The organism is Micromonospora chalcea, from assembly GCF_028768405.1.
Classification (GTDB): Bacteria; Actinomycetota; Actinomycetes; order Mycobacteriales; family Micromonosporaceae; genus Micromonospora; species Micromonospora chalcea.
Genome location: NZ_CP118233.1, coordinates 618,950 through 642,620, shown reverse-complemented (window position 1 = coordinate 642,620; position 23,671 = coordinate 618,950). Strand labels below are relative to the sequence as shown.

22 protein-coding genes, 1 tRNA gene and 1 pseudogene are annotated in these 23,671 nt (G+C 70.7%); 7 read left to right on the top strand and 17 right to left on the bottom strand.

Going from position 1 to position 23,671, the window contains the following annotated elements; translation table 11 throughout:
- Window positions 1-36 precede the first annotated feature (36 nt).
- Entirely contained in the window at window positions 37-660 is a 624-nt protein-coding gene (locus PVK74_RS02980) for an NADPH-dependent F420 reductase (RefSeq protein WP_069090056.1), read from the top strand.
- 170 nt (window positions 661-830) lie between these two features.
- Here the strand turns inward: PVK74_RS02980 and PVK74_RS02975 are convergent, their stop codons facing one another.
- The 3 genes from PVK74_RS02975 to PVK74_RS02965 all read right to left on the bottom strand — a co-directional run bounded on the left by PVK74_RS02975 (window position 831) and on the right by PVK74_RS02965 (window position 3,086).
- Window positions 831-1,739, bottom strand: coding sequence for a zinc-binding dehydrogenase (locus PVK74_RS02975; protein WP_274478095.1), 909 nt, complete (start codon window positions 1,737-1,739; stop codon window positions 831-833).
- Window positions 1,740-1,831: 92 nt separating this feature from the next.
- On the bottom strand, window positions 1,832-2,365 hold the full coding sequence (locus PVK74_RS02970; RefSeq protein WP_274478094.1) for a flavin reductase family protein: 534 nt from the start codon (window positions 2,363-2,365) through the stop codon (window positions 1,832-1,834).
- A gap of 34 nt (window positions 2,366-2,399) precedes the next feature.
- Window positions 2,400-3,086 (bottom strand): DUF1684 domain-containing protein, encoded by a 687-nt coding sequence (locus PVK74_RS02965; RefSeq protein WP_274478092.1) that lies wholly within the window; start codon window positions 3,084-3,086, stop codon window positions 2,400-2,402.
- Between the two features lie 654 nt (window positions 3,087-3,740).
- Between PVK74_RS02965 and PVK74_RS02960 the strand changes: the two genes are divergently transcribed.
- Window positions 3,741-4,925 carry a Cmx/CmrA family chloramphenicol efflux MFS transporter gene (locus tag PVK74_RS02960; protein ID WP_274478091.1) on the top strand — a complete coding sequence of 395 codons (1,185 nt, stop codon included), beginning with the start codon at window positions 3,741-3,743 and terminating at the stop codon, window positions 4,923-4,925.
- A gap of 149 nt (window positions 4,926-5,074) precedes the next feature.
- Here the strand turns inward: PVK74_RS02960 and PVK74_RS02955 are convergent, their stop codons facing one another.
- On the bottom strand, window positions 5,075-6,004 hold the full coding sequence (locus PVK74_RS02955) for an NmrA family NAD(P)-binding protein (protein WP_274478090.1): 930 nt from the start codon (window positions 6,002-6,004) through the stop codon (window positions 5,075-5,077).
- 92 nt (window positions 6,005-6,096) lie between these two features.
- Between PVK74_RS02955 and PVK74_RS02950 the strand changes: the two genes are divergently transcribed.
- From PVK74_RS02950 to PVK74_RS02935, 4 genes are all read left to right on the top strand, one after another.
- Window positions 6,097-6,681: a TetR/AcrR family transcriptional regulator gene (locus PVK74_RS02950; RefSeq protein ID WP_113974451.1), complete on the top strand. Its 585-nt coding sequence runs from the start codon at window positions 6,097-6,099 to the stop codon at window positions 6,679-6,681.
- A 231-nt stretch (window positions 6,682-6,912) separates the two neighbouring features.
- A complete protein-coding gene (locus PVK74_RS02945) occupies window positions 6,913-8,127 on the top strand; it encodes an IS110 family RNA-guided transposase (RefSeq protein ID WP_420800514.1) in 1,215 nt (404 codons plus the stop codon).
- 374 nt (window positions 8,128-8,501) lie between these two features.
- Complete coding sequence (locus tag PVK74_RS02940) at window positions 8,502-9,374, top strand: SDR family NAD(P)-dependent oxidoreductase (protein WP_064446367.1); 873 nt, start codon at window positions 8,502-8,504, stop codon at window positions 9,372-9,374.
- A gap of 19 nt (window positions 9,375-9,393) precedes the next feature.
- Window positions 9,394-9,720: a MerR family DNA-binding transcriptional regulator gene (locus PVK74_RS02935; protein WP_274478089.1), complete on the top strand. Its 327-nt coding sequence runs from the start codon at window positions 9,394-9,396 to the stop codon at window positions 9,718-9,720.
- Between the two features lie 403 nt (window positions 9,721-10,123).
- Here the strand turns inward: PVK74_RS02935 and PVK74_RS02930 are convergent, their stop codons facing one another.
- The 4 genes and pseudogenes from PVK74_RS02930 to PVK74_RS02915 form a co-directional block, all read right to left on the bottom strand.
- Window positions 10,124-11,161 (bottom strand): DUF808 domain-containing protein, encoded by a 1,038-nt coding sequence (locus tag PVK74_RS02930; protein WP_274478088.1) that lies wholly within the window; start codon window positions 11,159-11,161, stop codon window positions 10,124-10,126.
- 206 nt (window positions 11,162-11,367) lie between these two features.
- A pseudogene (locus tag PVK74_RS02925) lies at window positions 11,368-11,460 on the bottom strand (IS5/IS1182 family transposase); the annotation flags it as partial.
- A 350-nt stretch (window positions 11,461-11,810) separates the two neighbouring features.
- Window positions 11,811-12,245 carry a DoxX family protein gene (locus PVK74_RS02920; RefSeq protein WP_043324855.1) on the bottom strand — a complete coding sequence of 145 codons (435 nt, stop codon included), beginning with the start codon at window positions 12,243-12,245 and terminating at the stop codon, window positions 11,811-11,813.
- Window positions 12,246-12,620: 375 nt separating this feature from the next.
- Window positions 12,621-13,250: a hypothetical protein gene (locus tag PVK74_RS02915; RefSeq protein WP_124778910.1), complete on the bottom strand. Its 630-nt coding sequence runs from the start codon at window positions 13,248-13,250 to the stop codon at window positions 12,621-12,623.
- Window positions 13,251-13,904: 654 nt separating this feature from the next.
- On the opposite strand from PVK74_RS02915, the gene PVK74_RS02910 reads away from it, so the two are divergent.
- Complete coding sequence (locus PVK74_RS02910) at window positions 13,905-14,687, top strand: IS5/IS1182 family transposase (RefSeq protein ID WP_043324857.1); 783 nt, start codon at window positions 13,905-13,907, stop codon at window positions 14,685-14,687.
- Between the two features lie 236 nt (window positions 14,688-14,923).
- Here PVK74_RS02910 and PVK74_RS02905 read toward each other — a convergent pair.
- The 9 genes from PVK74_RS02905 to ald all read right to left on the bottom strand — a co-directional run bounded on the left by PVK74_RS02905 (window position 14,924) and on the right by ald (window position 23,502).
- Window positions 14,924-14,997, bottom strand: a tRNA-Pro gene (locus PVK74_RS02905).
- 159 nt (window positions 14,998-15,156) lie between these two features.
- Window positions 15,157-16,539, bottom strand: a complete 1,383-nt coding sequence (der, locus tag PVK74_RS02900; RefSeq protein ID WP_274479242.1) for a ribosome biogenesis GTPase Der — start codon at window positions 16,537-16,539, stop codon at window positions 15,157-15,159.
- A gap of 20 nt (window positions 16,540-16,559) precedes the next feature.
- On the bottom strand, window positions 16,560-17,240 hold the full coding sequence (cmk, locus tag PVK74_RS02895) for a (d)CMP kinase (RefSeq protein ID WP_064446391.1): 681 nt from the start codon (window positions 17,238-17,240) through the stop codon (window positions 16,560-16,562).
- Between the two features lie 170 nt (window positions 17,241-17,410).
- Window positions 17,411-18,181, bottom strand: a complete 771-nt coding sequence (locus PVK74_RS02890; RefSeq protein ID WP_043324891.1) for a pseudouridine synthase — start codon at window positions 18,179-18,181, stop codon at window positions 17,411-17,413.
- Window positions 18,168-19,172 (bottom strand): SMC-Scp complex subunit ScpB, encoded by a 1,005-nt coding sequence (gene scpB, locus PVK74_RS02885; protein WP_082930961.1) that lies wholly within the window; start codon window positions 19,170-19,172, stop codon window positions 18,168-18,170. Before scpB ends, PVK74_RS02890 begins: the two co-directional genes overlap by 14 nt.
- A gap of 4 nt (window positions 19,173-19,176) precedes the next feature.
- The gene (locus tag PVK74_RS02880) at window positions 19,177-20,244 is read right to left on the bottom strand and encodes a segregation and condensation protein A (protein ID WP_274478085.1); all 1,068 of its coding nucleotides are present in this window, start codon (window positions 20,242-20,244) and stop codon (window positions 19,177-19,179) included.
- A 41-nt stretch (window positions 20,245-20,285) separates the two neighbouring features.
- Window positions 20,286-21,209: a ParA family protein gene (locus tag PVK74_RS02875; protein ID WP_013285595.1), complete on the bottom strand. Its 924-nt coding sequence runs from the start codon at window positions 21,207-21,209 to the stop codon at window positions 20,286-20,288.
- Between the two features lie 194 nt (window positions 21,210-21,403).
- A complete protein-coding gene (locus PVK74_RS02870) occupies window positions 21,404-22,375 on the bottom strand; it encodes a tyrosine recombinase (protein ID WP_274478083.1) in 972 nt (323 codons plus the stop codon).
- Between the two features lie 11 nt (window positions 22,376-22,386).
- Complete coding sequence (gene ald, locus PVK74_RS02865; RefSeq protein ID WP_274478082.1) at window positions 22,387-23,502, bottom strand: alanine dehydrogenase; 1,116 nt, start codon at window positions 23,500-23,502, stop codon at window positions 22,387-22,389.
- Window positions 23,503-23,671 lie beyond the last annotated feature (169 nt).

The following is a 23,671-nucleotide window of genomic DNA, read 5'->3' as shown; positions in this document are numbered from 1 at the left end:
CCATCCGGTGCGCGTCGGCCTGCCTAGCGTGACGGTATGCGGATCGGAATCCTCGGCACCGGCAACCTCGCCACGGCACTGGCCACCGGCTGGGCCCGGGCCGGACACGACATCATCATCGGGGGTCGCTCGACGGCCGCCGCCGAAGCGATCGCGAACCGGATCGGCGGCACCGCGCGGCCCGTACCGACGGTCGCCGCCGGCGCCGACGCGGTTCTGCTCGCGGTCCACTGGGACGGCGTCACCGAGATGCTGACAGCGGCCGGCGGGCCCGCCGGCGCATTGGCCGGCCTCGCCCTGATCGACCCGACGAACGCCGTCGAGCACGGTGTCGGCACCCTCCGGACGGAACCCGCCCGGTCGGCCGCCGGCCACATCGCCGCCCTCGCACCCGGCGCGCACGTGGTCAAGGCTTTCCATCTCTTCCCGGCCGAGCGGTGGGTGACGCCCGATGCCGGACCGGTCACGGTCGCCATGTGCGGTGACGACGAGCGCGCACTCGATGTCGTCGGGTCGCTCGTGCGAGACGTCGGTGGAGTTCCCGCGGTCCTCGGAACGCTCGACCGGGTACGACAGTTGGAGGAGGTCGCCGGCTTTGTCATCGGGCTGGCGTTCGCCGGGGTCGACCCGCAGTCGGCGATTCCGTCGGTTCCCCGCTGACATGTGTCCGACAGGCCGCTCGTGGAGGCGGACGGTCCCCGCCGGGAGCGCCGTCTGCTCTCCCACCCGTCGATCTCCCACTTGCCCGATCCGAATGTGTCCGGCGGGTCGACCTGGACCCGCTCCGGGCCGGGACCGATCCGCCGGGCACTCACCGCTGCGCGTCACAGTCAGTCCAGATCGAGCAGGACCTTGCCCGGCACCCGTCGTTCCCGCAGCGCCTCGATCGCGCCCCCGAGGTGACGCAACGATCCGCGCCAGCCGATCGGCGCCCGCAGCGCCCCCTGAGCCACGAGGTCCACCAGCAGCGCCAGATCGGCGGCCGGGGCGGTGGTGTCGCCGAAGGACCGCAGCGTCCGGGACGCGCCCGGGGCGAAGGTCGAGTTCACCGGAAAGACGGCCGGTTCACCGGAGGCCCAGCCGATGCTGTGCAGCACCCCGCCCGGCGCGAGCAGACCCCACGCGGCCACCAGGTGGGCGCCTCCCACGGTGTCCAGCACCACGTCGACCGGGCCGCCGACACCCTTCAGGCCGACCACCACCTCGTCGGCCCCCAGCGCCGCCAGCCCGTCGCCCCGGGACGCCGACCCGACCGCGGCGATCACGTACGCGCCCCCGTGCCGAGCCAACTGGACGGCAACTCGGCCCACTCCCCCGGACGCCCCGGTGATCAGTACGCGACGCCCGGGCAGCGGACCGGACTCACGCAGCGTCCGCAGCGCGGTGAGGCCGACCATCGGCAGCGCGGCAACCTCGGACAGGTCGACATCGGGGGGCACCACCGCGACGCTGTCCAGGTCGAACACCGCGAGTTGGGCCCACGCGCCCGGTCCGAAGGCGAGCACCCGGTCGCCCACCCGGGGACCGGGGCCACTCTCGGCGGCGCGCAGCACCTCGCCGGCGGCGTCGTGCCCGAGCACCTGTCCGGCCGGCCAGAGGTCGAGGTGACGGATCTCGCCGTTGTTGACGGCGGCATGCCGCACCTCGACCAGCACCTGCCCCGGCCCGCATTCGGGCTCGGGGACATCGGTCACCCGGAACCCGTCGACGGTGCCCGGAGCGGCGACGATCGCACGCATACGACCTCCTTCGGTCCTCGCCAGGTTCCCGACAGGTGGCCCACAGTGGCGACCCTGTCGACGACGACCGGCGCAAGACGCCGGCCCGATGGTCAGGCGGCGGCGCGACGGGCCGTGCCGTCCGGAGCGTCCGCGAGACCGGCGTAGCGACCCCGGTGGTAGAGCAGCGGGGAGCCGACATCGGCGTGCCGGAGCAACTCCGGCTCGGCCAGCACGACCGCGTGATCGCCGACGACCACCCGGTCGACGACCCGGCACGCCAGCCAGGCCAGGGCGCCGTCGAGGATCGGCAGTCCGTTCGGCCCGGGCCGCCAGCGGGTCGGAGCGGCGAAGCGGTCGATGCCGCTCGTGGCGAAGATCTGGGCCAGCTTGTGCTGGCCGTGTGCGAGCAGGTGCACCGCCACGTGCCGGGCCTGCGCCAGCGTCGGCCACGTGGACGAGCCGAGGTTCAGGCAGAACGAGACGATCGGCGGCGTCAGCGACACCGACGTGAACGATGTCGCGGTGAAGCCCACCGGCGGCGCACCGGGGGCGGTGACCACAGTGACGGTGCTGGCCTGGTGGCGCAGCAACCTGCGTAGCGCGTCGGCGTCGGCGTCCATCGGGTCGTCGGCGGACGAGGTCATGGGCGTTCCTCCCGAGTGGTGTGGGCGCGGAGCGCTAGGAACGGGCGGCGGGGTCGGCCGCCAGCCGCTCGTACGGAATCTTCTCCCCGGCCTCGACGGCGACCGGCAGCCGGTTCTCCGTCGGTGGCAGCGGGCACGTCGCGAAGTCGGTGTACGCGCATGGCAGGTTGACGGCCCGGTTGAAGTCCAGCGTCACCCGGCCCTGCTCGTCCGGCGTACCGACGGCCAGCGACACCGACAGGCTGCCGGACGTCACACCGTTGAACGCGGTCAGGCTCAGCGGCAGCCCGTCGACGCAGAACTCGATCCGGCCGGGCGCGTCGTAGATGTGCTGGAGCCCCTCCACGGCAGCGCCGACCGTGGTGGGCCGGGGACGCTCGAACGGCACGAACCGCCCCTGGAGCACCCACCGCTCGGCGGGCGGGAAGGTGGCGGTACCCCGGTAGCGCGTCCGCAGCGGGTGGTCGGGGCGTCGGGGTCGGAGGATGTCGCGCCCACCCCGCCGGGCCACCTCGAGGACACCACCGTCGATCTCCACGGTGATCCCGGCGCGCTCGGCAATCACCCCGAACTGATGCCTCTCCCGGATGCGCCGGCCGTCGACGACGATCTCCTCGTCGTCGGCGAGGGTCACCACCGGCCCGTCCGTCCCGGTGCGCCACTCCCCGGGCACACCGGGGAACCGCTGCGGCTCCGCGGTGAGCCAGTGCAGTCCGGCCACGGCGAGGAAGCCGTGGCGGTCCGCCCTCGCCTCCTCGTGCCGGCGGTGCCACTCCTGCCAGTCGTCGGCGAACGCGCGGGTGGGTCGTGCGGCGTCGGGGGTGCGGGTTCACTGTTCATGACGGATCCCTCTCGTTGACGTGCGGCCGCTCGGAAACGGGCGCGGAGGTGCCGGACGCGAGCCGGCGGGACGAGGACCGAGAGGCAGCGAGCGCCCGCTCAGGCCGGAAGGGTCGCCACGCGACAGAGCTGCGCGGCGACCCGCATCAGGTCGACGACCCGGCGGGAGGTGAACAGCCGAACAAGCAGCATGGATCAATTTTCCTACTGAGCGAGTAGGATTTCAAGCCCCGGAGCCACTCAGCATCGCGTGGCCATCGCAACGTCTACCGGAATGGGCCGAACCAGGCAGCTGTCGCGCGGCCTGCCTCATCGAAAATGGATGTGCGGGAGCCGGGCAGCCATCGGTAAAGTGGCGTCCATGTCGAGCCCCGAGTCGGACACTTCGGGGGCTTTCGGCCACGCCGTCAGCCCCTGAACCACTGAGGTTCCAGCCTCCCGCCCACTACCGCATACGTGTGGGCGGTTGTTCGACCCCCGGGTTGGCCGTGGTGACGAGACGCCTTCTGTCCGTTTCATGCCTCGGAGCAACTCGATGCCTTTCGCTCTCCATCTTCTTGCCCTCGCCGTCTTCGCCATGGGCACCTCTGAATTCATGCTCGCGGGCCTTGTGCCCGACATCGCCACGAGCCTCGATGTCTCCGTCGGGTCCGCCGGACTGCTCACCTCCGCCTTCGCGGTCGGGATGATCGTCGGCTCACCCCTCATGGCTGCCTTCGCACGTCGGTGGCCGGCACGGACCACGCTCCTTGGATTCGTGGCGATCTTCACTCTCTGCCACGTCGTCGCCGCGACAACCCCGTCCTTCTCCGTGCTGTTCGCAACCCGTGTCCTGGCTGCGGTTGCCAACGCCGGCTTCCTGGCCGTCGCCCTCACCACCGCGACCGGTCTCGTGGCCCCGAACCAGAAGGGGCGTGCCTTGGCGGCCCTCCTTTCCGGTACGACGATCGCTGTCGTCGCAGGCGTGCCGGCGGGCGCGCTGCTCGGCACCGCGATGGGGTGGCGAGCGACCTTCTGGGCAGTCGCGCTGCTGTGTGTCCCCGCCGCTGTCGGCATCCTCGCGGGGATCCGGCCCCGCTCGGAGCCGACAGCGGAAGGGCCCGCCGCCGGCGCGTCTCTGGCCTTCGAACTCGCGCAACTCCGAAAGCCCCGACTGCTCGTGGCAATGCTGCTCGGAGCGTTTGTCAACGGCGGGACCTTCGCGGCGTTCACCTTTCTTGCACCCGTCGTCACCGAGACCGCAGGACTGGACGAGGTGTGGGTACCGCTGGCCCTGGTCGTGTTCGGCATCGGATCGTTCATCGGCGTCACTGCCGCCGGGCGGCTCTCCGACCGGCGCCCTCGTCCGATTCTCGGAGTGGCCGCTCCCCTCCTGTTCCTGGGGTGGCTGGCACTCGCACTCGTCGCCACACACCCCGCACTGCTGCTGATCCTCGTCTTCGTCCAGGGCATCCTGGCTTTCGCGGTGGGTAGCACGCTCATCGCGCGGGTGCTCTACGCAGCATCCGAAGCGCCCACCATGGGAGGTTCCTACGCAACCGCCGCGCTCAACATAGGAGCCGCCGCCGGCCCGGCAATTGCGGCCCTGACACTGTCGGATTCCAGTGACCTCGGTCCCGTGTGGGTGGCCTCTCTCCTGACTGGGCTTGCCCTGCTCATGCTGCTTCCATCGGTGGGGCTGATCGCGCCACGGAACCGGAGCGGGGAGGTCGTCCGGTGACTCACGCGAATGCTCCGCGCAACGTCGACGGCCGTCGGCGGCTCGCCGACGATGTCGAACTCGACCGATCGCTCACGTCGCGGCCGACAAACTCGCCGACTTGGACCGGACGGCGTGTCCATGGGCGTGACAATGACCAAGCCTTGGCGTCAGCCCTGACGGAGGGGGCGCAGGTGGCGGTCGGCCCACTCAGCGAACGAGGTCAGGGGGATGCCGAGGGCGCGCGCGAACTCCGGCCGGGCCGGCTGCCCGGCGACGTTCAAGAACTCGTGGGAGGTGGTGGCCCACGGCGGCATGCCGGCGGCAAGCGCTTCCGCCTCGGTCATGTCGGGAGCGGTGCCGTCGATGCCGAGCGACTCACCGATGATCTTCGCGATTTCCGTCATCGGCAGGTGGTCGCCGGCCAGTTCGAGTTCGACGCGGTGGAAGCGGTCGGGGTCGGCGACGGCAGCTGCGGCCGCGCGACCGATGTCGTCGACGGCGACCAGCGACAGGTGGGTCTGCGGCCGGAGGACCGTCGCGAGCCCGCCCGCGATGCCCCGCGGCAGCAGGTAGGCCAGGTCGGGCAGGAAGTTCTCCATGAAGAAGCCCGGCTTGATCAGCGTCCACCGGTCGAAGCCGGCGGCCCGGACGCGTTCCTGCATGCCGGCCTTGGGCAGGAAGACGCGCTCCATCGCGGCCCAGCGTCCGTCGGTCCAGCCGGGGGCGTCCTCGTGCCGCCCGGCGCCGGACACCGAGGTGTGCACGAACTGCGGGACCTCCGCGGCCAGCGCGGCCTCGATCAGGTTGACGCCCTGGGCGAGTTCGCTCTCGAAGTCCCAGGTGTCGCCGCGCAGCTCCGGCATCTGCACGGAGAAGACGGCGCGGGCGCCCCGGGCGGCCGGGACCAGCGATGCGGGGTCCCGGAGATCGCCGGTGACCAGCTCGGCGCCGAGGGCGGCGACTTCGGCGGCCTTGGCGGCAGCAGGGTTACGGACCAGGGCGCGCACCGGGACGCCGGCGGCGAGCAGGGCGCGGGCGGTCGCCCCGCCCTGCTGGCCGGTAGCACCGGTGACCAGTACTGGTGCTCGATCAGACATGGACACTCCTCGACCCAGGAAACGGCGGGGCCCGCCGTTTATGCTTGCTAAGATACGGCGGACCCCGCCGCTTAGCAACGCCGAGGTGAGACATGCGAGCAGACGCACGCCGCAACTACGAACTTCTGCTCGCGGTGGCAGCGGAGGCGGTTGCCGAGCACGGGGCCGACGCGTCGCTGGAACAGATCGCCCGGACCGCCGGGGTGGGCTCCGGCACGGTCCGCCGCCATTTCCCGACCCGCCACGCCCTGCTCGAAGCCGTCTTCCGGGAGCGCATCGACGCCCTCTGCGCCCGCGCGGGCGAACTAGTGGGCAAAACGGACCCCAGGGCCGCGCTCGTCGAATTCCTGATCGAGATGACGCGGGCCGCCGCCACGATCCGGGGCCTGGCCGAGGCGCTGAACCGCGGCCGCGTCGAAAGCGTCTACTGCGCGTCCGACCAACTGTCCGAGGCGGGTGAGCCGCTGGTACGCCGGGCCGCCGAGGCCGGAGTGCTGGCGCCCGACGTCACCTTCGGCGACCTGTCGACGCTGGTCACCGGGATCGCCCTGGCGACCGAGAACGACCGCGACCCCGGTACCACAGCGACCCGCCTGCTCTCGCTGGCCATGACGGGGTTCACGGTGACACCGCAGGAACCCGCACAGCACAGCCCGCTTCCGAATTCAGGTGCCTGACCACGCCCGTTACCTTTTTGATCGTCCCCAGCCGGGGACCCTCGGTTGCCCGGCCCGGTATGACTTCCTGCCCCTGTCGTTTCGATGATCCGGGGGGTGTTGTCGCCGGGTCGGGTGGCGTTGGCGGACCGCTGATAGGGACACGGCCACCCGTGTTGGGGTAGGTCTCTTCGTAACGTGGCTGCCGGCAGTCCGACGCTCAGACCAGCGGCCGAGGCCACGATGAGATACGTGGAGGCAGGTGCGGTGCACGACGGATACGGCGTCTACCTCGGCTTGGACGTCGGCAAAGAGGGTCACCACGCGGTCGGGTTAGCTCCTGGCGGAAAGCGGCTGCATGACGCGGCGCTGCCGAACACCGAGGCCCGCCTGCGGCAGCTGTTCGACAAGCTGGCCCGCCACGGCACGGTCTTGGTGGTGGTCGACCAGCCGGCCTCGATCGGCGCCTTGCCGGTAGCGGTGGCTCGGGCGTGTGGTCATCAGGTTGCTTACCTGCCCGGCCTGGCGATGCGGCGCATCGCTGATCTGCATCCGGGTGCGGCGAAGACCGACGCCCGCGATGCCTACGTCATCGCTGATGCCGCCCGCACCCTGCCCCACACGTTGCGACGGGTCGACGTCGGCGACGAGGCCCTGGCCGAGCTGGAAGTCCTGGTCGGCTTCGATGACGACCTCGCTGGCGAAGCCACCCGCGTGTCCAACCGGATCCGTGGCTTGCTGACGCAGATCCATCCCGCTCTGGAACGAGTCCTCGGCCCCAAGGTCCACCACAAGGCGGTCCTTGAACTGCTGTCCCGCTGCGGTGGCCCCGTCGGACTGCGCAAGGCCGGCCGCCGCAAGCTGCTCTCGATCGTCGCCGTCCACGCACCACGCATGGGCGAACGACTGGTCGAGCAGATCATGACCGCCCTCGACGAGCAGACCGTCACCGTCCCCGGCACCCAGGCGGCGGAGACGATCCTGCCCCGCCTCGCCGACAGCCTCCGCGATGTCCTGCGCCAGCGCGGCCAAGTCGCCGGCGAGGTCGAGAGGATCCTCGATGCTCACCCTCTCGCCCCGGTCCTGACCTCGATGCCCGGCATCGGCGTCAGGACCGCCGCCCGGATCCTGCTCGAAGTCGGTGACGGCACCGCGTTCCCCACCCCCGGCCACCTCGCCGCCTACGCCGGCCTGGCCCCCATCACCCGACGATCCGGCAGCAGCATCCGCGGCGAGCATCCGCCCCGAGGCGGGAACAAGAACCTCAAACGCGCCTTCTTCCTCGCCGCCTTCGCCGCCCTAGCCGACCCCGTGAGCAGGGCCTACTACGACCGCAAACGCGCCGAAGGCAAACGCCACAACGCCGCCCTCATCTGCCTCGCCCGACGCCGCTGCGACGTCCTATACGCCATGCTCCGCGACAAGATCCCCTACCAACCACGCCCCACCAGCCCCGTCCCCGCTTGACCAAACCCATAGGGACACCCCCCGGGCCACGGCCTGATCGCAAGCCGTAGCTCGGGCCGGCTTCGCCGGACCAGATAGCGGTCCGAGCCACGGCTCGCGGGCCTACCCTGCGCCGTCGTGGTCGGCGAACCTCACCGCGCCTTCTACGGCAACCAGTTCAGTCTCACTGTGCCGACCCAGCCGACAAGGCCGAGGTCTACCGACAACTCGGTTTCCAGCCTGAAACGCAAACGGTGCGCGGTGCGCTCCCCGGCGTGCACAGCGTCGAAACCGAGATCGTCGCGCAGAGGATCAAGCGGGCGGGACCACTCGTCGCCTCCGGAGCCTGAGCGCGGCTTGCTTTCAAGCGCGCTCGAAGCTCTAGTGTCGGGGCCGTGACCACGACAGCCGAGACGAGAACATGGATCATCACGGGCGCGAGTTCCGGCCTCGGTCTGGGGCTCGCCGAGGCGGCACTCCAGGCTGGCGAGCATGTGATCGGCACCGCGCGACGGGCCGACCGCTTTGACGGGCTCAAGGCGCGGTACGGGGATGGGCTCCTCGCCGTCGCGCACGATGTGCGCGACACGGCCGGAGCGGCCGGGGTCGTGCAGCGGGCGCTGGAGGTGTTCGGGCGCGTCGACGTGCTCGTCAACAATGCAGGCGCCGGACAGGTCGGCGCCGCCGAAGAGATCACGGACGCTGCTCTGCGGGCCATGCTCGAGCAGCACCTGTTCGGCCCGGCCGCCTACGTGCGTGCCGTGCTGCCCCACATGAGGGAACGTCGCTCTGGTGCGGTCGTGCAGATGAGCAGCCAGGGCGGGCGGATGTCGTTTCCCGCCGTCGGCAGCTACTCAGCCGGCAAGTTCGCGCTCGAGGGCTGGTCGGAGGCGCTGGCGGGCGAGGTCGCACCGTTCGGCATCCGCGTCCTCATCGTCGAGCCCAGTCGATTCCGCACCGCGTTCAACGCCGCGGACGTGCTCAACACAGCGCGGCAGAGCTCGATCTACGAGGGGGTCACCGGTGCCGTGCGCGCGAACATGGAGGGAGCCGACGGCATCCAGGAGGGCGACCCGGCACGAGCCGCCCGGGTGATCCGGAACATGCTCGACACACCCGACGCGCCGCTCCGGCTCCCGCTCGGCGCCGAGGCGGTTCGCAACCTCACCCGCGCCTACCGTGCAGCGCTCGACGACGTCGAGAAGTGGGCGTCGGTGAGCGAGTCGGCGGACTTCCCAGGTATGCCGCCCGCGGTTCGCCCGTTCTGATCGCCGTACGCTGATGGCCGTGGCCACCGAAACGCTGATCGAACGCATCCTCGCTGCCGGCGACGGGCCGTCCTCGTCGACGATCGACGCGCTGCACGAGCTGCTCGACGACGCCACCATCGAGGCCTCGACGGCGCCCAGGGTCGCCTGGGCGGCCCGGCTTGTCGGCCTGTCGACGCACACCCTCCGCTACTACGAGCGGGAGGGGCTCGTGCGGCCTGCCCCGCAACGCCTCCGGGTACCGCGAGTACGCCGCCTCCGACCTGCGCCGCCTTATCTTCCTCGCCCGGATGCGCCTGTCCGGCATGACCATGACCGACCTCAAGCGCTACATCAAACTCGCTGAGCAGGGCCCGAGCACCGTCTCGGAACGCCGACGCATCATGCGCGACCAACACGACCGGATCACGCGGCAGATCCGTGATCAGACTGGCGCTGGAGTCCACCGAGTACAAGATCCGCGTCTACGACGGGCACCCGGAAGGCTGACCCACTCCAGAGCCTCGTCGACGCCGACCTCGTCGAGACGGCACTCTCAACGCCCGGCTGCGCCGACGTTGGGCCGCTTCCAGCATCCGGTCGAACCGGATGCCGAGTCGGTAGGTCACGATGGCGACGACGACACCAATACCGCGCCAAAACGGCCCACTACCAGCGAAGACTCCGACCCCACCAGGTGCGGCTGGAGTACCAAGCGCGGTTCAGCACCAGAACGCCTGACCCCGCAGTCGAGTGGCGATGATTTGCGGTCAAACGCGCGGCGCTCGGTCCGCAGGGTCGTCGCGACGCTGAGCTGCACGGCTCGGCTGGGCGGGGATGGTGCCGTCAGTACGAGTCGTGGCCGCCGCAGTCGCAGCCGCAGGCTTGGATTTGCGGCGGTGGAGCGTGAGGGTCATGACCAGCACGACCAGCGCTCCGACGATCAGCCCGAGGATCGCGCTGGCCACCGTGTTGACGAGCCAGCCGACGAGCCCGCCGAGCGCACCCGTGGAGTCGTGGGCGGCGACCTCCACGTGGTGCACGGCCTCGTACAGGAAGTGCAGGTTCAGCTCGTTCGTGCCTAGCAGCAGGATGTGCCCGCCCACCCACAGCATCGCCGCGGTGCCGACCACCGTCAGCACGGTGAGGACTACCGGCATCGCCCTCACCAGACCGCGGCCGAACGTGGCGACGGCGCCGGAACGTTGCGACAGGCGCAGCCCGGCGTCGTCCATCTTTACGATCAGGGCCACCACGCCGTACACCATGACGGTAATGACGACGGCGACGACCGCCAGGATCGCCAGGCGGGACCAGAACGCCTCATTGATCACCTCGTTGAGGCTGATGACCATGATCTCCGCCGAGAGGATCAGGTCGGTTCGTACCGCCCCGGACACCAGTGTCGTCTCATCCTGCACCTTTTCCTCGCCCGCGCCGTGGGCATCGTGATGGGCGATCTTGGCCCACACCTTCTCCGCGCCTTCGTAACAGAGGTAGGCGCCGCCGAGCATGAGGATCGGAGTGAGCAGCCAGGGCACGAACTGACTGAGCAGCAGCATGGCCGGCAGGATGATGAAGAACTTGTTGCGCAGCGACCCCAGGGCAATGCGCTTGATAATCGGCAACTCGCGCTCGGCCGCCAGGCTCCGCACGTACTGCGGCGTGACGGCAGCATCGTCGACGACGACGCCCGCAGCCTTGGCGCCGGCCTTCGCGGCGCCCGCCCCGATGTCATCGATCGACGCGGCAGCGGCTCGGGCCAGCACCGCCACGTCATCCAGCAGGGCTACGAGTCCACCGGCCAAGGGAGGGTCCTTCCAGGGTTGCGCAGAGTTCGAACTGGCCCATTCTCGCTCAGGTCCTGTGCGCGGCAAGCCACCGCCCGGCCGTATATCGGGCGAGAGCTCGAGGTGAGCGTCTATCGCGCTCAGCCGACGACCCGCCACCACCGCGCCCGGGTCATCAACCTGGCGCCAGCTCAGGCCGAGCCCGTCCGCCGCGGTCGCCGTTAGCCAGGGTCGGCGTAGATGCGTTTCGGTCGCTGTCCGGGTCGGCCGCGGATGCCTTTGATCGGCGGGATCTCGTCGACCAGGGGCAGTAGACGGGCCGCCCTCGGCAGACAGCGACTGGAGCGACAATCCAGTTGCTGAGCAGCCTCGCGGCCTGGCGACACGAGGGGCGACGACAGGGCGTCACCAGATCCACGGCGCCACGGTCCCCCATCAACAGCGCACCCGTCAAAGTCCGGGGCGTCCACCCGGCCGCCGCAGTCGCGACGGTCGAGAACGGCCCACCCCCGTTCATCGTGACACGCTGCTCGCCGGCATGGGGGTTCGTGTCGGTGCGGCGACGGCATCTGGGCATACATGGTCGTCATCAGAGACGATCTGCAACTGGCGCCCAGGTAGCGAACGGCAGCCGGGCTGACGGATGCCGTTGGATTCGGTTCGTGTGTCAGGGGCTACGGCGCAGTGAGCGGAGCGCGGGAACCGCGTTGGTGGCGGCGAGCGCCCAGAGTACGAGCAGCGGCTGGAAGAGCAGGCGGACCGCCCGTGCCGCGTCGGTGTCCAGGCCGAATCCGTCACGCCCTTCGGTGAACTGAGCGATGTTGCCCGGGAAGACCGCGACGAAGAAGGCGGCTACGACCGCTCCGGTGAGGCCGCGTACGGGCTGTCTCCAAGCCGCGAGCAGGGCCAGCCCGAGACAGATCTCGACCACTCCGGAGGCGACGACGACGAGATCGGCGTCGAGCGGGAGCCAGGAGGGCACCTGCGCCAAGAACTCCTGGCGCGCGACTGTCAGGTGGGCGATGCCGGCACCGAGCAGCATCGCGCCCAACGCGACCTGGCCGACCGCGCCCGTCAACCGTCGGGCAAACGTGGAGGTCATGGCACCTCTCCAGTGGCGTGAACGAGGGACCGACGGCCGGCCCGCTGCGGGGGGTGTCCCTATGGGTTTCGTCAAGCGGGGACCTCGACCTGGCGAGCCGTCGGGCTGGGGACATCCGACCATTGGCCGGCTTGATCGAGAAGCGGTCCGAGCTATGGCCGGCTGAGAGTTCGAGCTGCGGGGCGACGATCTCGGCCAGCAGGTCGGCGCGTGTCGCGGAGGGGTCGCGGCGCCCGGCGTTGGCCTTGCCGCCGGGCGGGCGACGCTGGCCGACCGGGCCAACCAGTACTGGTTCGTCGAGGAGCGGATGCGGACGGAACGCCGAACCCGAGTGACGTTGGCGACCAGGCCATCCTCCCACCCGAAGGCGGGTGCTCACCGGGGGACCCGATCGCGAAGCCGCGCGACCAAATAGTCGACCATCTGGGCCGCATCACCCTCGAATTCGACGCCGTCGTCGTCACCGAAGATGACAAACCGTCCGGGACGGCGGACGAACACCGCGACGAGAATGCCGTCGCTGTATTCGTCGACAGACAACGCGAAACGGTGGCCCAGGCGAGGAGAGAATCGATTGAGGACGCTGTCACGCGAGGCCAGGAGAACAAGGCCCCGGAAGATGTGATCCTCTTCTTCAACCGAGGCAAGTAGCGCAGCCCATTGGTACTCGGCAGCAGTCCCTCTCTCATAGGCGAGTTGAAGCCCGGAGAACTTGATGAACGGATGGTCGGCGGCGAGATCCTCTAGACCTGAACCTTCTACCCAGCGCCGTGCCGCGTCGGCGACGTGGGAGATGTCGGAGGTTTGCCCGTGCGCCTGCTGCCGCTCCTTCCAGTTGAATGACAGCAAGTATGAGCCATCGTTATCGATCACGTTTACGAATCGTTCCCCAACCGAAAGGACGGCTACTGCAGTGCCGGCCGAAGCAATGCCCACCGTAAATTTCAGCGCAAGGGAGTGATCCAACTCGCCGTTAAGCGCACCAACCAGATTCTTCTCAGACATTGGCGCATCCGTTCCCATTCCAGTACGCCTCGCATGGCCGAAGTGACATTCGAACCGTTCAGGTACCAAGTTATCCGGCCAGCAAGATTCGGATTTCGGAAGGATTTGAGCATAATCTGTCTCATTTCCCAGTCCGTACCCGCGTTGCCCCTCCAGCCTCCCGGCCCGCTCCCACGCCTTGCCGCCGCCTCGAAGATCTCTCTGGGACCCCAACCCGCCTTCGCGTCGAGCCCACCTAGGTCGACGGCGATGTTCATCCCATCATTACCGAGTGCATTCTGAACTTCGTTCACCCATTGCGGATTACCGTTCTCCCCGATGTTGGCGTATGCCTTGCCATTGAAATGGACTCCATTCAACTTCTCGGCGAGCGGGACTCCCAGCTCCGCTCTACCGAGAACAACCGTGTCTCCCACCTGCGGGTGGTATCCGGTGACAATGCCGGTATCTGCGCATGCGCATGCGCATGTCGCATCATGCCGAGGGCGAGAGCCACCGCAATTGTGCACCAGGACTGGATCATTGAGCTCTTTTCATCGTGATCAAGGGCGGTTGAGCAGGTAGGCGGGGGTGGCGTGTCGATTGTCCGGATAGGACGAAGCTCCCGGTAGGACAGCAGTCGACCAAGACGCACTGCCCAGCACGGGAGCTTCGTTGCTGACCTATCCTGCCAGCATCCCGCTGTCCACGCGCAGCCTGACCCGCCTGACCGAGCTGATCCGCGACCGCCGACGTGCGCTCGGCGGCCGCTGGCGCAGGCTGCCTGCGCAGCAGCAAGCGCTGATGGCCCTGGCCCACCTGCGCAACGGCGACACCCTCACCCGCCTCGCGGCCGGCTTCGAGGTGTCGGTGGCCACCGTGTGGCGGTACCTACGCGAGGCCGTCGACCTGCTCGCCGCCTGCGCCGACGACCTCACCGCCGCCATGCGTCGGGCTGCCCGGTTGGCGTACGCGATCCTCGACGGCACGCTGATTCCCATCGACCGGGTCGCTGACCAGCGGCCCTACTACTCCGGTAAGCACAAGCGCCACGGGGTGAACGTGCAGGTCCTGGCCGACCCGGCCGGGCGGTTGGTCTGGGCGTCGGCCGCGCTGCCCGGCGCGGTCCACGACCTCACCGCCGCCCGCACCCAGAGACTGATCGACGCGCTGACCAGCGCAAACGTGCTGACCTTCGCAGACAAGGGCTATCAGGGAGCCAGCGGAAGCGTGCGCACGCCGTTCAAGCGCCACCGATACCGACCGAATCTGTCCCGCCGCCAGCGGGCCGTCAACCGTGGTCATGCCCGGCTCCGCGCCCGCGGCGAACGAGCCATCGCCACGCTGAAGACCTGGAAGATCCTGACCAAGCTGCGTTGCTGTCCCCGCCGCGCTACGGCGATCGTGAAGGCCATCCTCGTCCTGCACAGCGCCGAGACCAGCCGCTACACAGGATGAAAACGGCTCACTACATCGCCAAGCCGGTACAAGCCCCAGACGTGTCCGGCATCCTCGAACGGCTCGGCAGCCACCCGAGCACCCAAGGATCGTCGCCAGGAGAGAACGATGCACACCGATGACGAACTTGGTTGCCGTACCGCGTAAACGGGGGGTTTTCGGGGGGCGGTTCAAATCTCCATAGAAGAAAATCAAAGCCCTGACCAGTGTTTCCGCTGGTCAGGGCTTTTTCTTTGTCGGGACGGCCGGATTCGAACCGACGACCCCTTGACCCCCAGTCAAGTGCGCTACCAAGCTGCGCCACGTCCCGATGCCCCCGCCGGGTCTCCCCTGCGGCAGCCGGTACAGCTTAGCGCAGGATCTTCGCACCGTGCGCAGAGGCCCCTCCCGCGCCGCGCGCCACACCCCCTAGAGCATCCTAGGAGGGTGGCGTGCGGCAGCAAAAAGCGGCAAGCAGGCCAGCGAACCGTCAGCCGTGGGCCTTGCCCCGGCCGCCGGGGCCGAGCTTCTTGCGCGGGCGTACGGAGATCTCGATCGGGCTGCCCTCGAAGCCGAACTCCTCGCGGAGCTTGCGCTCGACGAAGCGCTGATACCCCGCGTCGAGCGGGCCGGTGGTGAACAGCACGAACCGCGGCGGCGCCGCCCCGGCCTGGGTGGCGAACAGGATGCGCGGGGCGCGTCCGCCGCGTACCGGGTGCGGGGTGGCCTGGACCAGCGCGGTGAGCCACTGGTTGAGCTGCGCGGTCGGGATCCGCGTCTCCCAGCTCGCGAGGGCCTTGCGCAGCGCGGGTGCGAGCTTGTCGACGGCGCGGCCGGTCTTGGCGGACAGGTTCAGCCGGATCGCCCAGGGGATACGCCGCAGCTCGCGGTCGATCTCCTTGTCCAGGTAGTAGCGGCGGTCGCCGTCGACCAGGTCCCACTTGTTGAACGCGATGACCAGCGCCCGGCCGGACTCGACCACCATGGTGAGGATCCGCTGGTCCTGCTCGCTGATCACCTCGCTGGAGTCGATCAGCACCACGGCGACCTCGGCCGCCTCGATCGCCGAGGCGGTACGCAGGCTGGCGTAGTACTCGGTGCCGCTGGCCTTGCCGACGCGCTTGCGCAGACCGGCGGTGTCGACCAGCTGCCAGGTCTCGCCGCCGATCTCGACCAGGCTGTCGACCGGGTCCACTGTGGTGCCGGCGACCGAGTCGACCACCGCCCGCTCCTCGCCGGAGAAGCGGTTGAGCAGGCTGGACTTACCGACGTTGGGGCGGCCCACCAGCGCCACCCGGCGTGGGCCGCGCGGCCGGTTCTCCACGATCGCGGGCGCCTCGGGCAGCGCGTCGAGGATGGCGTCGAGCAGGTCGCCGGAGCCGCGGCCGTGCAGCGCCGAGATCGGGAACGGCTCACCGAGGCCGAGCGACCACAGCGAGGTCGCCTCCATCTCGATGGTGGTGTTGTCGGCCTTGTTGGCGATGAGGATCACCGGCTTGGCGCTGCGGCGCAGCATCTTCACCGCGGCCTCGTCCACGTCGGTGGCGCCGACCATGGCGTCCACCACGAACAGCACCACGTCGGCGGTCGCCACCGCGGTCTCGGCCTGGGCGGCGATGGCCGCGGCCCGGTCCTTGGCGTCGGGCTCCCAGCCGCCGGTGTCCACCACCGTGAACGTCCGGCCGTTCCACTGCGCGTCGTAGGGCACGCGGTCCCGGGTCACGCCGGGGATGTCCTCCACGACGGCCTGCCGGCGGCCGATGATGCGGTTGACGAGCGTGGACTTGCCCACGTTGGGGCGGCCGACCACGGCCACCACGGGCTGCGGGCCGGCCGGCTCACCGGAGTCGACCTCCGGCTCGCGCAGCTCCACCCAGCCTTCGAAATCCTGGCTCACGCGGCACCCCGCTCCGTGAGCATCTCGCGCAGGCGGGCCACTACCTCGTCGATGCCCAGCTCGGTGGTGTCCAGCACCACCGCGTCGGGGGCCTGCTGCAGCGGGTTGACCTTGCGGGTCGAGTCGAGGCGGTCCCGGCGGGCCAGGTCGGCGGCGGTCGCCGCGACGTCGGCGGCGTCCTCGGCGCTGCGCCGCTTCGCGCGCGCCGCCTCGGAGGCGGTCAGGTACACCTTCAGCTCCGCGTCCGGCGCGACCACCGAGCCGATGTCCCGGCCTTCGACCACGATCCGGCCCGCGTCGGCGATCACCCGCCGCTGCCGGTCCACCAGCAGCTCGCGTACGGCGGCGACGGCGGCCACCGCGGACACCGCGGCGGTCACCTCGGCGCCGCGGATGGCGGTGGACACGTCGGTGCCGTCGACCGTCACGGCGTACCCCTGGGGGTCGGTGCCGATGCGCAGGTCGGCCTCGGCGGCGACCTTGGCCACCGACTCGGTGTCGGTGAGTTCCACGCCGGAGCGCAGGACTGCCCAGGTCAGCGCCCGGTACATGGCGCCGGTGTCGAGGTAGCGGGCGCCGAGGCCCGCGGCCAGCCGCCGCGACACGGTGGACTTCCCCGAACCGGACGGCCCGTCCACAGCGACCACACATCGCCCGGCCGGTACGTTCTCCTCCACCGTTGTCCTCCTCAGCCCGTACCTCGCGGGTCGCCCGGATTCCCGGGCGCCGTTGAGCGGATGGTTCTGTCGTCAATCATGCCCGCGCCGCGCGGGCGTCCCGCCGGGCGGCACGCGCCGGCCCGCGGACCGCGTCGAAGCCTACCGGCAGCCGTACCCCGATCGGCGGGTCAGTCACCCACGGCCTTGAACAGGGCGGCGACCTCCGCGTTCGTCAGCCGCCGCAGCCGCCCGGTGCGCAGGTCGCCGAGCTTGATCGGACCGATCGAGGTACGGATCAGGCGGGACACCGGGTGTCCCACCTCGGCCATCAGGCGCCGGACGATGTGTTTGCGCCCCTCGTGCAGGGTCAGCTCCACCTGGGCGGTTTTGCCGAGCGTGTCGACCAGCTTGAACCCGTCGACCTTCACCGGCCCGTCCTCCAGCTCGACGCCGGCGGCGAGGCGCTTGCCCAGGTTGCGCGGGATCGGCCCGGCCACCTCGGCGAGGTAGGTCTTGAGCACCTCGTACGACGGGTGCATGAGCTTGTGGGCGAGGGTGCCGTCGTTGGTGAGCAGGAGCAGGCCCTCGCTGTCGGCGTCCAGTCGCCCGACGTGGTAGACCCGCTGCTCCAGCCGCGCGCCGATGAAGTCGGCGAGCTCGGTGCGGCCCTTCTCGTCAGCCATGGTGGTGACCACGCCGCGCGGCTTGTTCATCGCCACGTAGACCAGGCGGACGTCGGCCTGGAGCCGCTCCCCGTCGACGACGATCACGTCGCGGGCCGGGTCGGCCTTGTCGCCGAGCTGCGCCACCCGCCCGTTCACGGTGACCCGGCGCCGGAAGATCAGGTCTTCACAGGCGCGCCGGGAACCCACCCCCGCGGCGGCGAGCACCTTCTGCAGGCGCTCGGCGCCCTCGTACACGGGGGCGTCGGGCTTCGGGGCACGGTCATCGCGTCGCATCGGCAAGCTCTTCTACGTCGTCGGGAAGGAACGGGGCCAGCGGCGGCAGGTCGTCCACCGAGTTCAGCCCCAGCTTCTCCAGGAACATGGTGGTGGTCCGGTAGAGGTAGGCGCCGCTGTCCGCTTCGGTGCCGCACTCCTCGACCAGGCCGCGACCCACCAGGGTACGGAGCACCCCGTCGCAGTTGACACCCCGGATGGCCGAGATGCGCGAACGGGTCACCGGCTGCCGGTAGGCGACCACGGCGAGGGTCTCCAGCGCGGCCTGGGTCAGCCGCACGGACTGCCCGTCCAGTACGAACCGCTCGACGTAGGTGGCGTATTCCGGCCGGGTGTAGAGACGCCAGCCACCCGCCGCCCGGCGCAGGTCGAACCCGTGCCCGGCGGCGGTGTATCCGGCGGCGATCTCGTCGAGCATCGCGCCGACCCGTTCCGGGGACTGCTCCAGGACCTCGGCCAGGACCAGCTCGCTGACCGGCTGGTCCACCACGAGCAGGATCGCCTCCAGGGCGCCGCGCAGCTCCGCGTCGTCCAGGACCGGCGCGGGCACCGGTTCCGGCGCGGCCCGCCGCCGTCCCCGCTTAGCGGGTACGCCCTCAGCACCCGCTCCCCCACCCGCCCCCGGCGCCGCGTCCCGCGCGGGCAGGCCGACGTCTCCCCCGGCGTCGTCCGTCCCGGCCTCTCCCGAGATCTTGGTACGGTCCCGCCCTCCGAGGGGCGTCCCCGTACCAAGATCCCCCTGAACCGTGGCGATCTTGGAAGGAATGGGCCCCTCTGAGGGCCCTTCGCTTCCAAGATCCGCCGAGGAATCCGGTGTCGCGTCGAGATCTGCTTCCCGGGAATCGGTGGTGTCCGGGATGTCGGGGTCCGGGTGCTCGGCCGGTGCGTCGGAATCGTCCGGGGCTGGCCGGGGCGGGGCGGGACGCTCCCACGGGGGCACCCATGCGGCGGCCTGGTCGGCCAGGGAGTCGCGGCGTTCCTGGTCGCTCATCCGTTCACTCCTGCGTCGGTGCGTGTTCGTCCGCCGTCTTGCTGGGCACGGCGGCGTCGGATGCGGCATCTGCGGCGACGTCGCCCGGCACGGCGGCGTCGCTCACCCCGGCGCCGACGTCGGCCGGAGCAGCCGCGGCGTCGGCCGGTGCGGCGGGGACGGACGTGGTCGTGGGTTCGGGGCTGCCGGCGTACTCGTCGACTGTCAGCTCGGCCTCGCCGTCGACCGGGCCGGTCCAGCGGACGGTCAACTCCTCCAGCGCCTGCTCCTGCACGAACGCCACGAGACCCTGCCGGTACAGCTCCAGCAGCGCCAGGAACCGGGCCACCACCTCGAGCGTCATCTCACAGTCGGCGCAGAGCAGCGAGAACGTGGCGATCCCGGCGCGGCGCAGCCGGTCGGCGATGATGCCGGCGTGTTCGCGGACGCTGACCCGGACCATGTGCACGTGTGCGATGGACACCTCGGGCACCGGTTTCGGGCTCATCGCCTTGACCGCGAGCTTGCGCAGCCGCTCGGGACCGATGCCGAGCACCAGGTCGGGCAGCGCCTCGGCGTACCGGGGTTCGAGCGTGACCGCCCTCGGGTAGCGCCGTCCGCCGACCGCCTCCAGCTCGGCGATGTGCGCGGCGGCCTCCTTGTACGCCTTGTACTGCAGCAGCCGCGCGAACAGCAGGTCCCGCGCCTCCAGCAGCGCCAGGTCCTCCTCGTCCTCCACCTCGGCGGAGGGCAGCAGCCGGGCCGCCTTCAGGTCGAGCAGGGTGGCGGCGACGAGCAGGAACTCGCTGGTCTCGTCCAGGTCCCACTGGTCGCCCATCGCCCGCAGGTACGCGATGAACTCGTCGGTGACCTTGTGCAGCGCGACCTCGGTGACGTCCAGCTTGTGCTTGCTGATCAGCTGGAGCAGCAGGTCGAACGGGCCGGTGAAGTTGTCCAGCCGGACCGTGAAGCCACTGGTCTGCTCGCCGGTGCCCGCGTCGGCGGGCACCACACCGTCGACCTCGGCGGCCAGCTCCGCGGCTACGGCGGGGTCGCCGGCGCCGTGTGGCGGGTCGAGGGGCGGTGCGGTCACCGGGAAACCGTAGACGACGCGGCGGGCGGCCGGCGTGCGCCCTACCGGTCCGCCTGGGCGGCGATGACCTCCCGGGCCAGCTGCCGGTAGTTGCGGGCGCCGGAGGAGGCCGGGTCGAGGGTGGTGATCGGGGCGCCGGCCACGGTGGACTCGGGGAACTTCACCGTCTTGGTGATGACGGTCTGGTAGACCTTGTCGCCGAACGCTTCGACCACCCGCTGCAGCACCTGGCGGCAGTGGGTGGTGCGGCTGTCGTACATGGTGGCGAGGATGCCTTCGAGCTCCAGGTCGAAGTTGAGCCGCTCGCGCACCTTGTCGATGGTGTCCAGCAGCAGCGCGACACCGCGCAGGCTGAAGAACTCGCACTCCAGCGGGATGAGCACGCCGTGCGCGACGGTGAGCGCGTTGATCGCCAGCAGGCCCAGTGAGGGCTGGCAGTCGATCAGGATGAAGTCGTACTCCTTGCGGATGGTGCGCAGCACCCGCGCCAGGGCCATCTCCCGGGCGACCTCGTTGACGAGCTGGATCTCGGCGGCGGAGAGGTCGATGTTGGCGGGTAGCAGGTGCAGCCCGGCCACGTCGGTCTTGATCAGGACGTCCTCGGCGGTGACGTCGTCCTGCATCAGCAGGTTGTAGACCGACAGGTCCAGGTTGTGCGGGTTGACGCCCAGCCCGACGGAGAGGGCGCCCTGCGGGTCGAAGTCGACGAGCAGCACCTTGCGGCCGTACTCGGCCAGGGCCGCGCCCAGGTTGATGGTCGTCGTGGTCTTGCCGACGCCGCCCTTCTGGTTGGCCATCGCGATGATCCGCGCCGGGCCGTGCCGGTCGGTCGGCATGGGTTCGGGGATCGGCTTGCGCATGGTGTACGCGGCCGGGTCGGCGGGGCCGAGATCGGCGCCGAGCGTCGCCTGCTGCTCACGGAGCTCCGACGTCCAGGTCTCGGCACGGTCACCGTTTCCTGCCATGTCCTCGTTGCCCCCTCCCGACGACCACCCGGCGTCGGAGCCGTCCGACGTCCCTCGCGGCGCCGCTGCGCACCCCCGGTCCGTCGCACCTGGAGGCCCGCGCCGATGCCGACTGTACGCCACCGGCCAGCAGCGCGTTCGGTAGCGGGTCGGCGTGTCGGCGGCCCGTCGGCCAGGGCCGGCGACGTCGGCGCTCAGCGGGCGCGCGGATGCGCTGTCGCGTACACCTCGCGCAGTCGTTCCACGGTGACCAGTGTGTAGACCTGGGTGGTGGTCACCGACGCGTGGCCGAGCAGTTCCTGCACCACGCGTACGTCCGCGCCGCCGTCGAGCAGGTGGGTGGCGTACGAGTGGCGCAGCGTGTGCGGGGAGACCGCGTCGGGGCCGTCGACCGGCAGGCCGGCCCGGGCGGCGGCGGCGCGCAGCACGGCCCAGGCGCCCTGCCGGGTGAGCGGGCCGCCGCGGGCGTTGACGAACACCGCGTGGGTGCCGCGTCCGGCCGCGAGCAGCGCCGGGCGGCCCCGGACCAGCCAGGCGCGCAGCGCGTCGGCCGCGTACCCGCCGACCGGGACCAGCCGGGTCCGGCCGCCCTTGCCGCGCAGCAGCACGGTTCCGGCGTCCAGGTCGAGGTCGTCGACCGCGGCGCCGACCGCCTCGGAGATGCGCGCGCCGGTGCCGTACAGGAATTCCAGCAGCGCCCGGTCGCGCAGCGCGCGGGCGGCGGCGTCGCCGGTGCCGTCGGCCGGGCCGGCGGCCTCCAGCAGCCGCAGGACCGCGTCGACGGGCAGCGCCCGGGGCAGCCGGCGCGGCGGCGCGGGCGGGCGGACGTCGCGGCTGGGGTCGGCGCCGGTGAGCCCTTCGCGCAGCGCGAAGCGGTGCAGGCCGCGTACCGCGCTGGCGGCGCGGGCGGCGGAGGAGACGGCGAGCGGCGGGTGGTGGTCGTCGCCGGCGCGCAGCCGGGCCAGGTGGGCCTCGACCTGCGCGGGCCCGGCGGCGGCCAGGTCGTCCACCCCGGCGGCGGCCAGGGTGGCGAGGTAGCGGTCCAGGTCCCGGCGGTACGAGGCGAGCGTGTTCGCGGACAGCCCGCGCTCGACGGTGAGGTGGTCCAGGTACGTCCGGACCGCGCGGCGCAGGGCCGGCGCGGGTTCCGCGCCGGCCCTGCGCACGGCGGCGTCGGTCAGCTCAGCACCTCGTCCAGCGGCAGCACGTCCATGCCGTGCGCCTCGGCGACCGGGCCGTAGACGACCTTGCCGGCGTGGGTGTTCAGGCCCAGTGCCAGCGCCGGGTCGTTGCGCAGCGCCGCCTGCCAGCCCTGGCTGGCCAGTTCCAGGGCGTACGGCAGGGTGACGTTGGTCAGCGCGTAGGTGCTGGTGTTCGGCACCGCGCCGGGCATGTTCGCCACGCAGTAGAAGATCGAGTCGTGGACCTTGTAGACCGGGTCGGCGTGCGTGGTCGGGCGCGAGTCCTCGAAGCAGCCGCCCTGGTCGATGGCGATGTCGACGAGCACGCTGCCCGGCTTCATCCGGGAGACCAGCTCGTTGGAGATGAGCTTCGGGGCCTTCGCGCCGGGCACCAGCACCGCGCCGATGACCAGGTCCGCGTCGAGCACTGCCCGCTCGATCTCGTACGCGTTTGAGGCGACCGTCTGCAGGTGGCCCCGGTAGATGGCGTCGGCGGAGCGCAGCCGGGCCACGTTCTTGTCCAGCAGCAGCACCTCGGACTGCAGGCCCAGCGCGATGGCGGCGGCGTTGAGGCCGGACACGCCCGCGCCGATGACCACGGTCTTGGCGGCGTACACGCCGGAGACGCCGCCGGGCAGCACTCCCCGCCCGCCGCCGGTGCGCATCATGTAGAAGGCGCCCACCTGGGGGGCGAGCCGGCCGGCCACCTCGGACATCGGGGCGAGCAGCGGCAGCGACCGGTCGGGCAGCTCGACCGTCTCGTACGCGATGCCGGTGACCTTGCGGTCGACCAGCGCGTCGGTGCACTCGCGGGAGGCGGCCAGGTGCAGGTACGTGAAGAGCACCTGTCCCTCGCGCATCCGGTGGTACTCCTCGGCGATCGGCTCCTTCACCTTGAGGACCAGCTCGGCGGTGTCCCACACCTCGTCGGCGGTGGCCAGGATCTTCGCGCCGGCGGCGGCGAACTCGTCGTCGGTGATGCTGGAGCCGACGCCGGCGCCGGCCTCGACGAAGACCTCGTGGCCGTGGCGGGTGAACTCGTTGACGCCCGCGGGCGTGATCGCCACCCGGTACTCGTGGTTCTTGACCTCGCGGGGGATTCCGACCTTCACGATGCAGACACCTTCCTCCGGGGCTGCTCACCCCCGACTGCGCGGCGCCGCGCCGGCTCCGTTGCCGGCGCGGTACACCGGTCCCGCCGGCGGCAGTCTAGAGCCGTGGGAAGCCCACGGACGGCGACACTGTGACATCCGGTGCCCGCTGGTGCTGACGGTGTGTCAG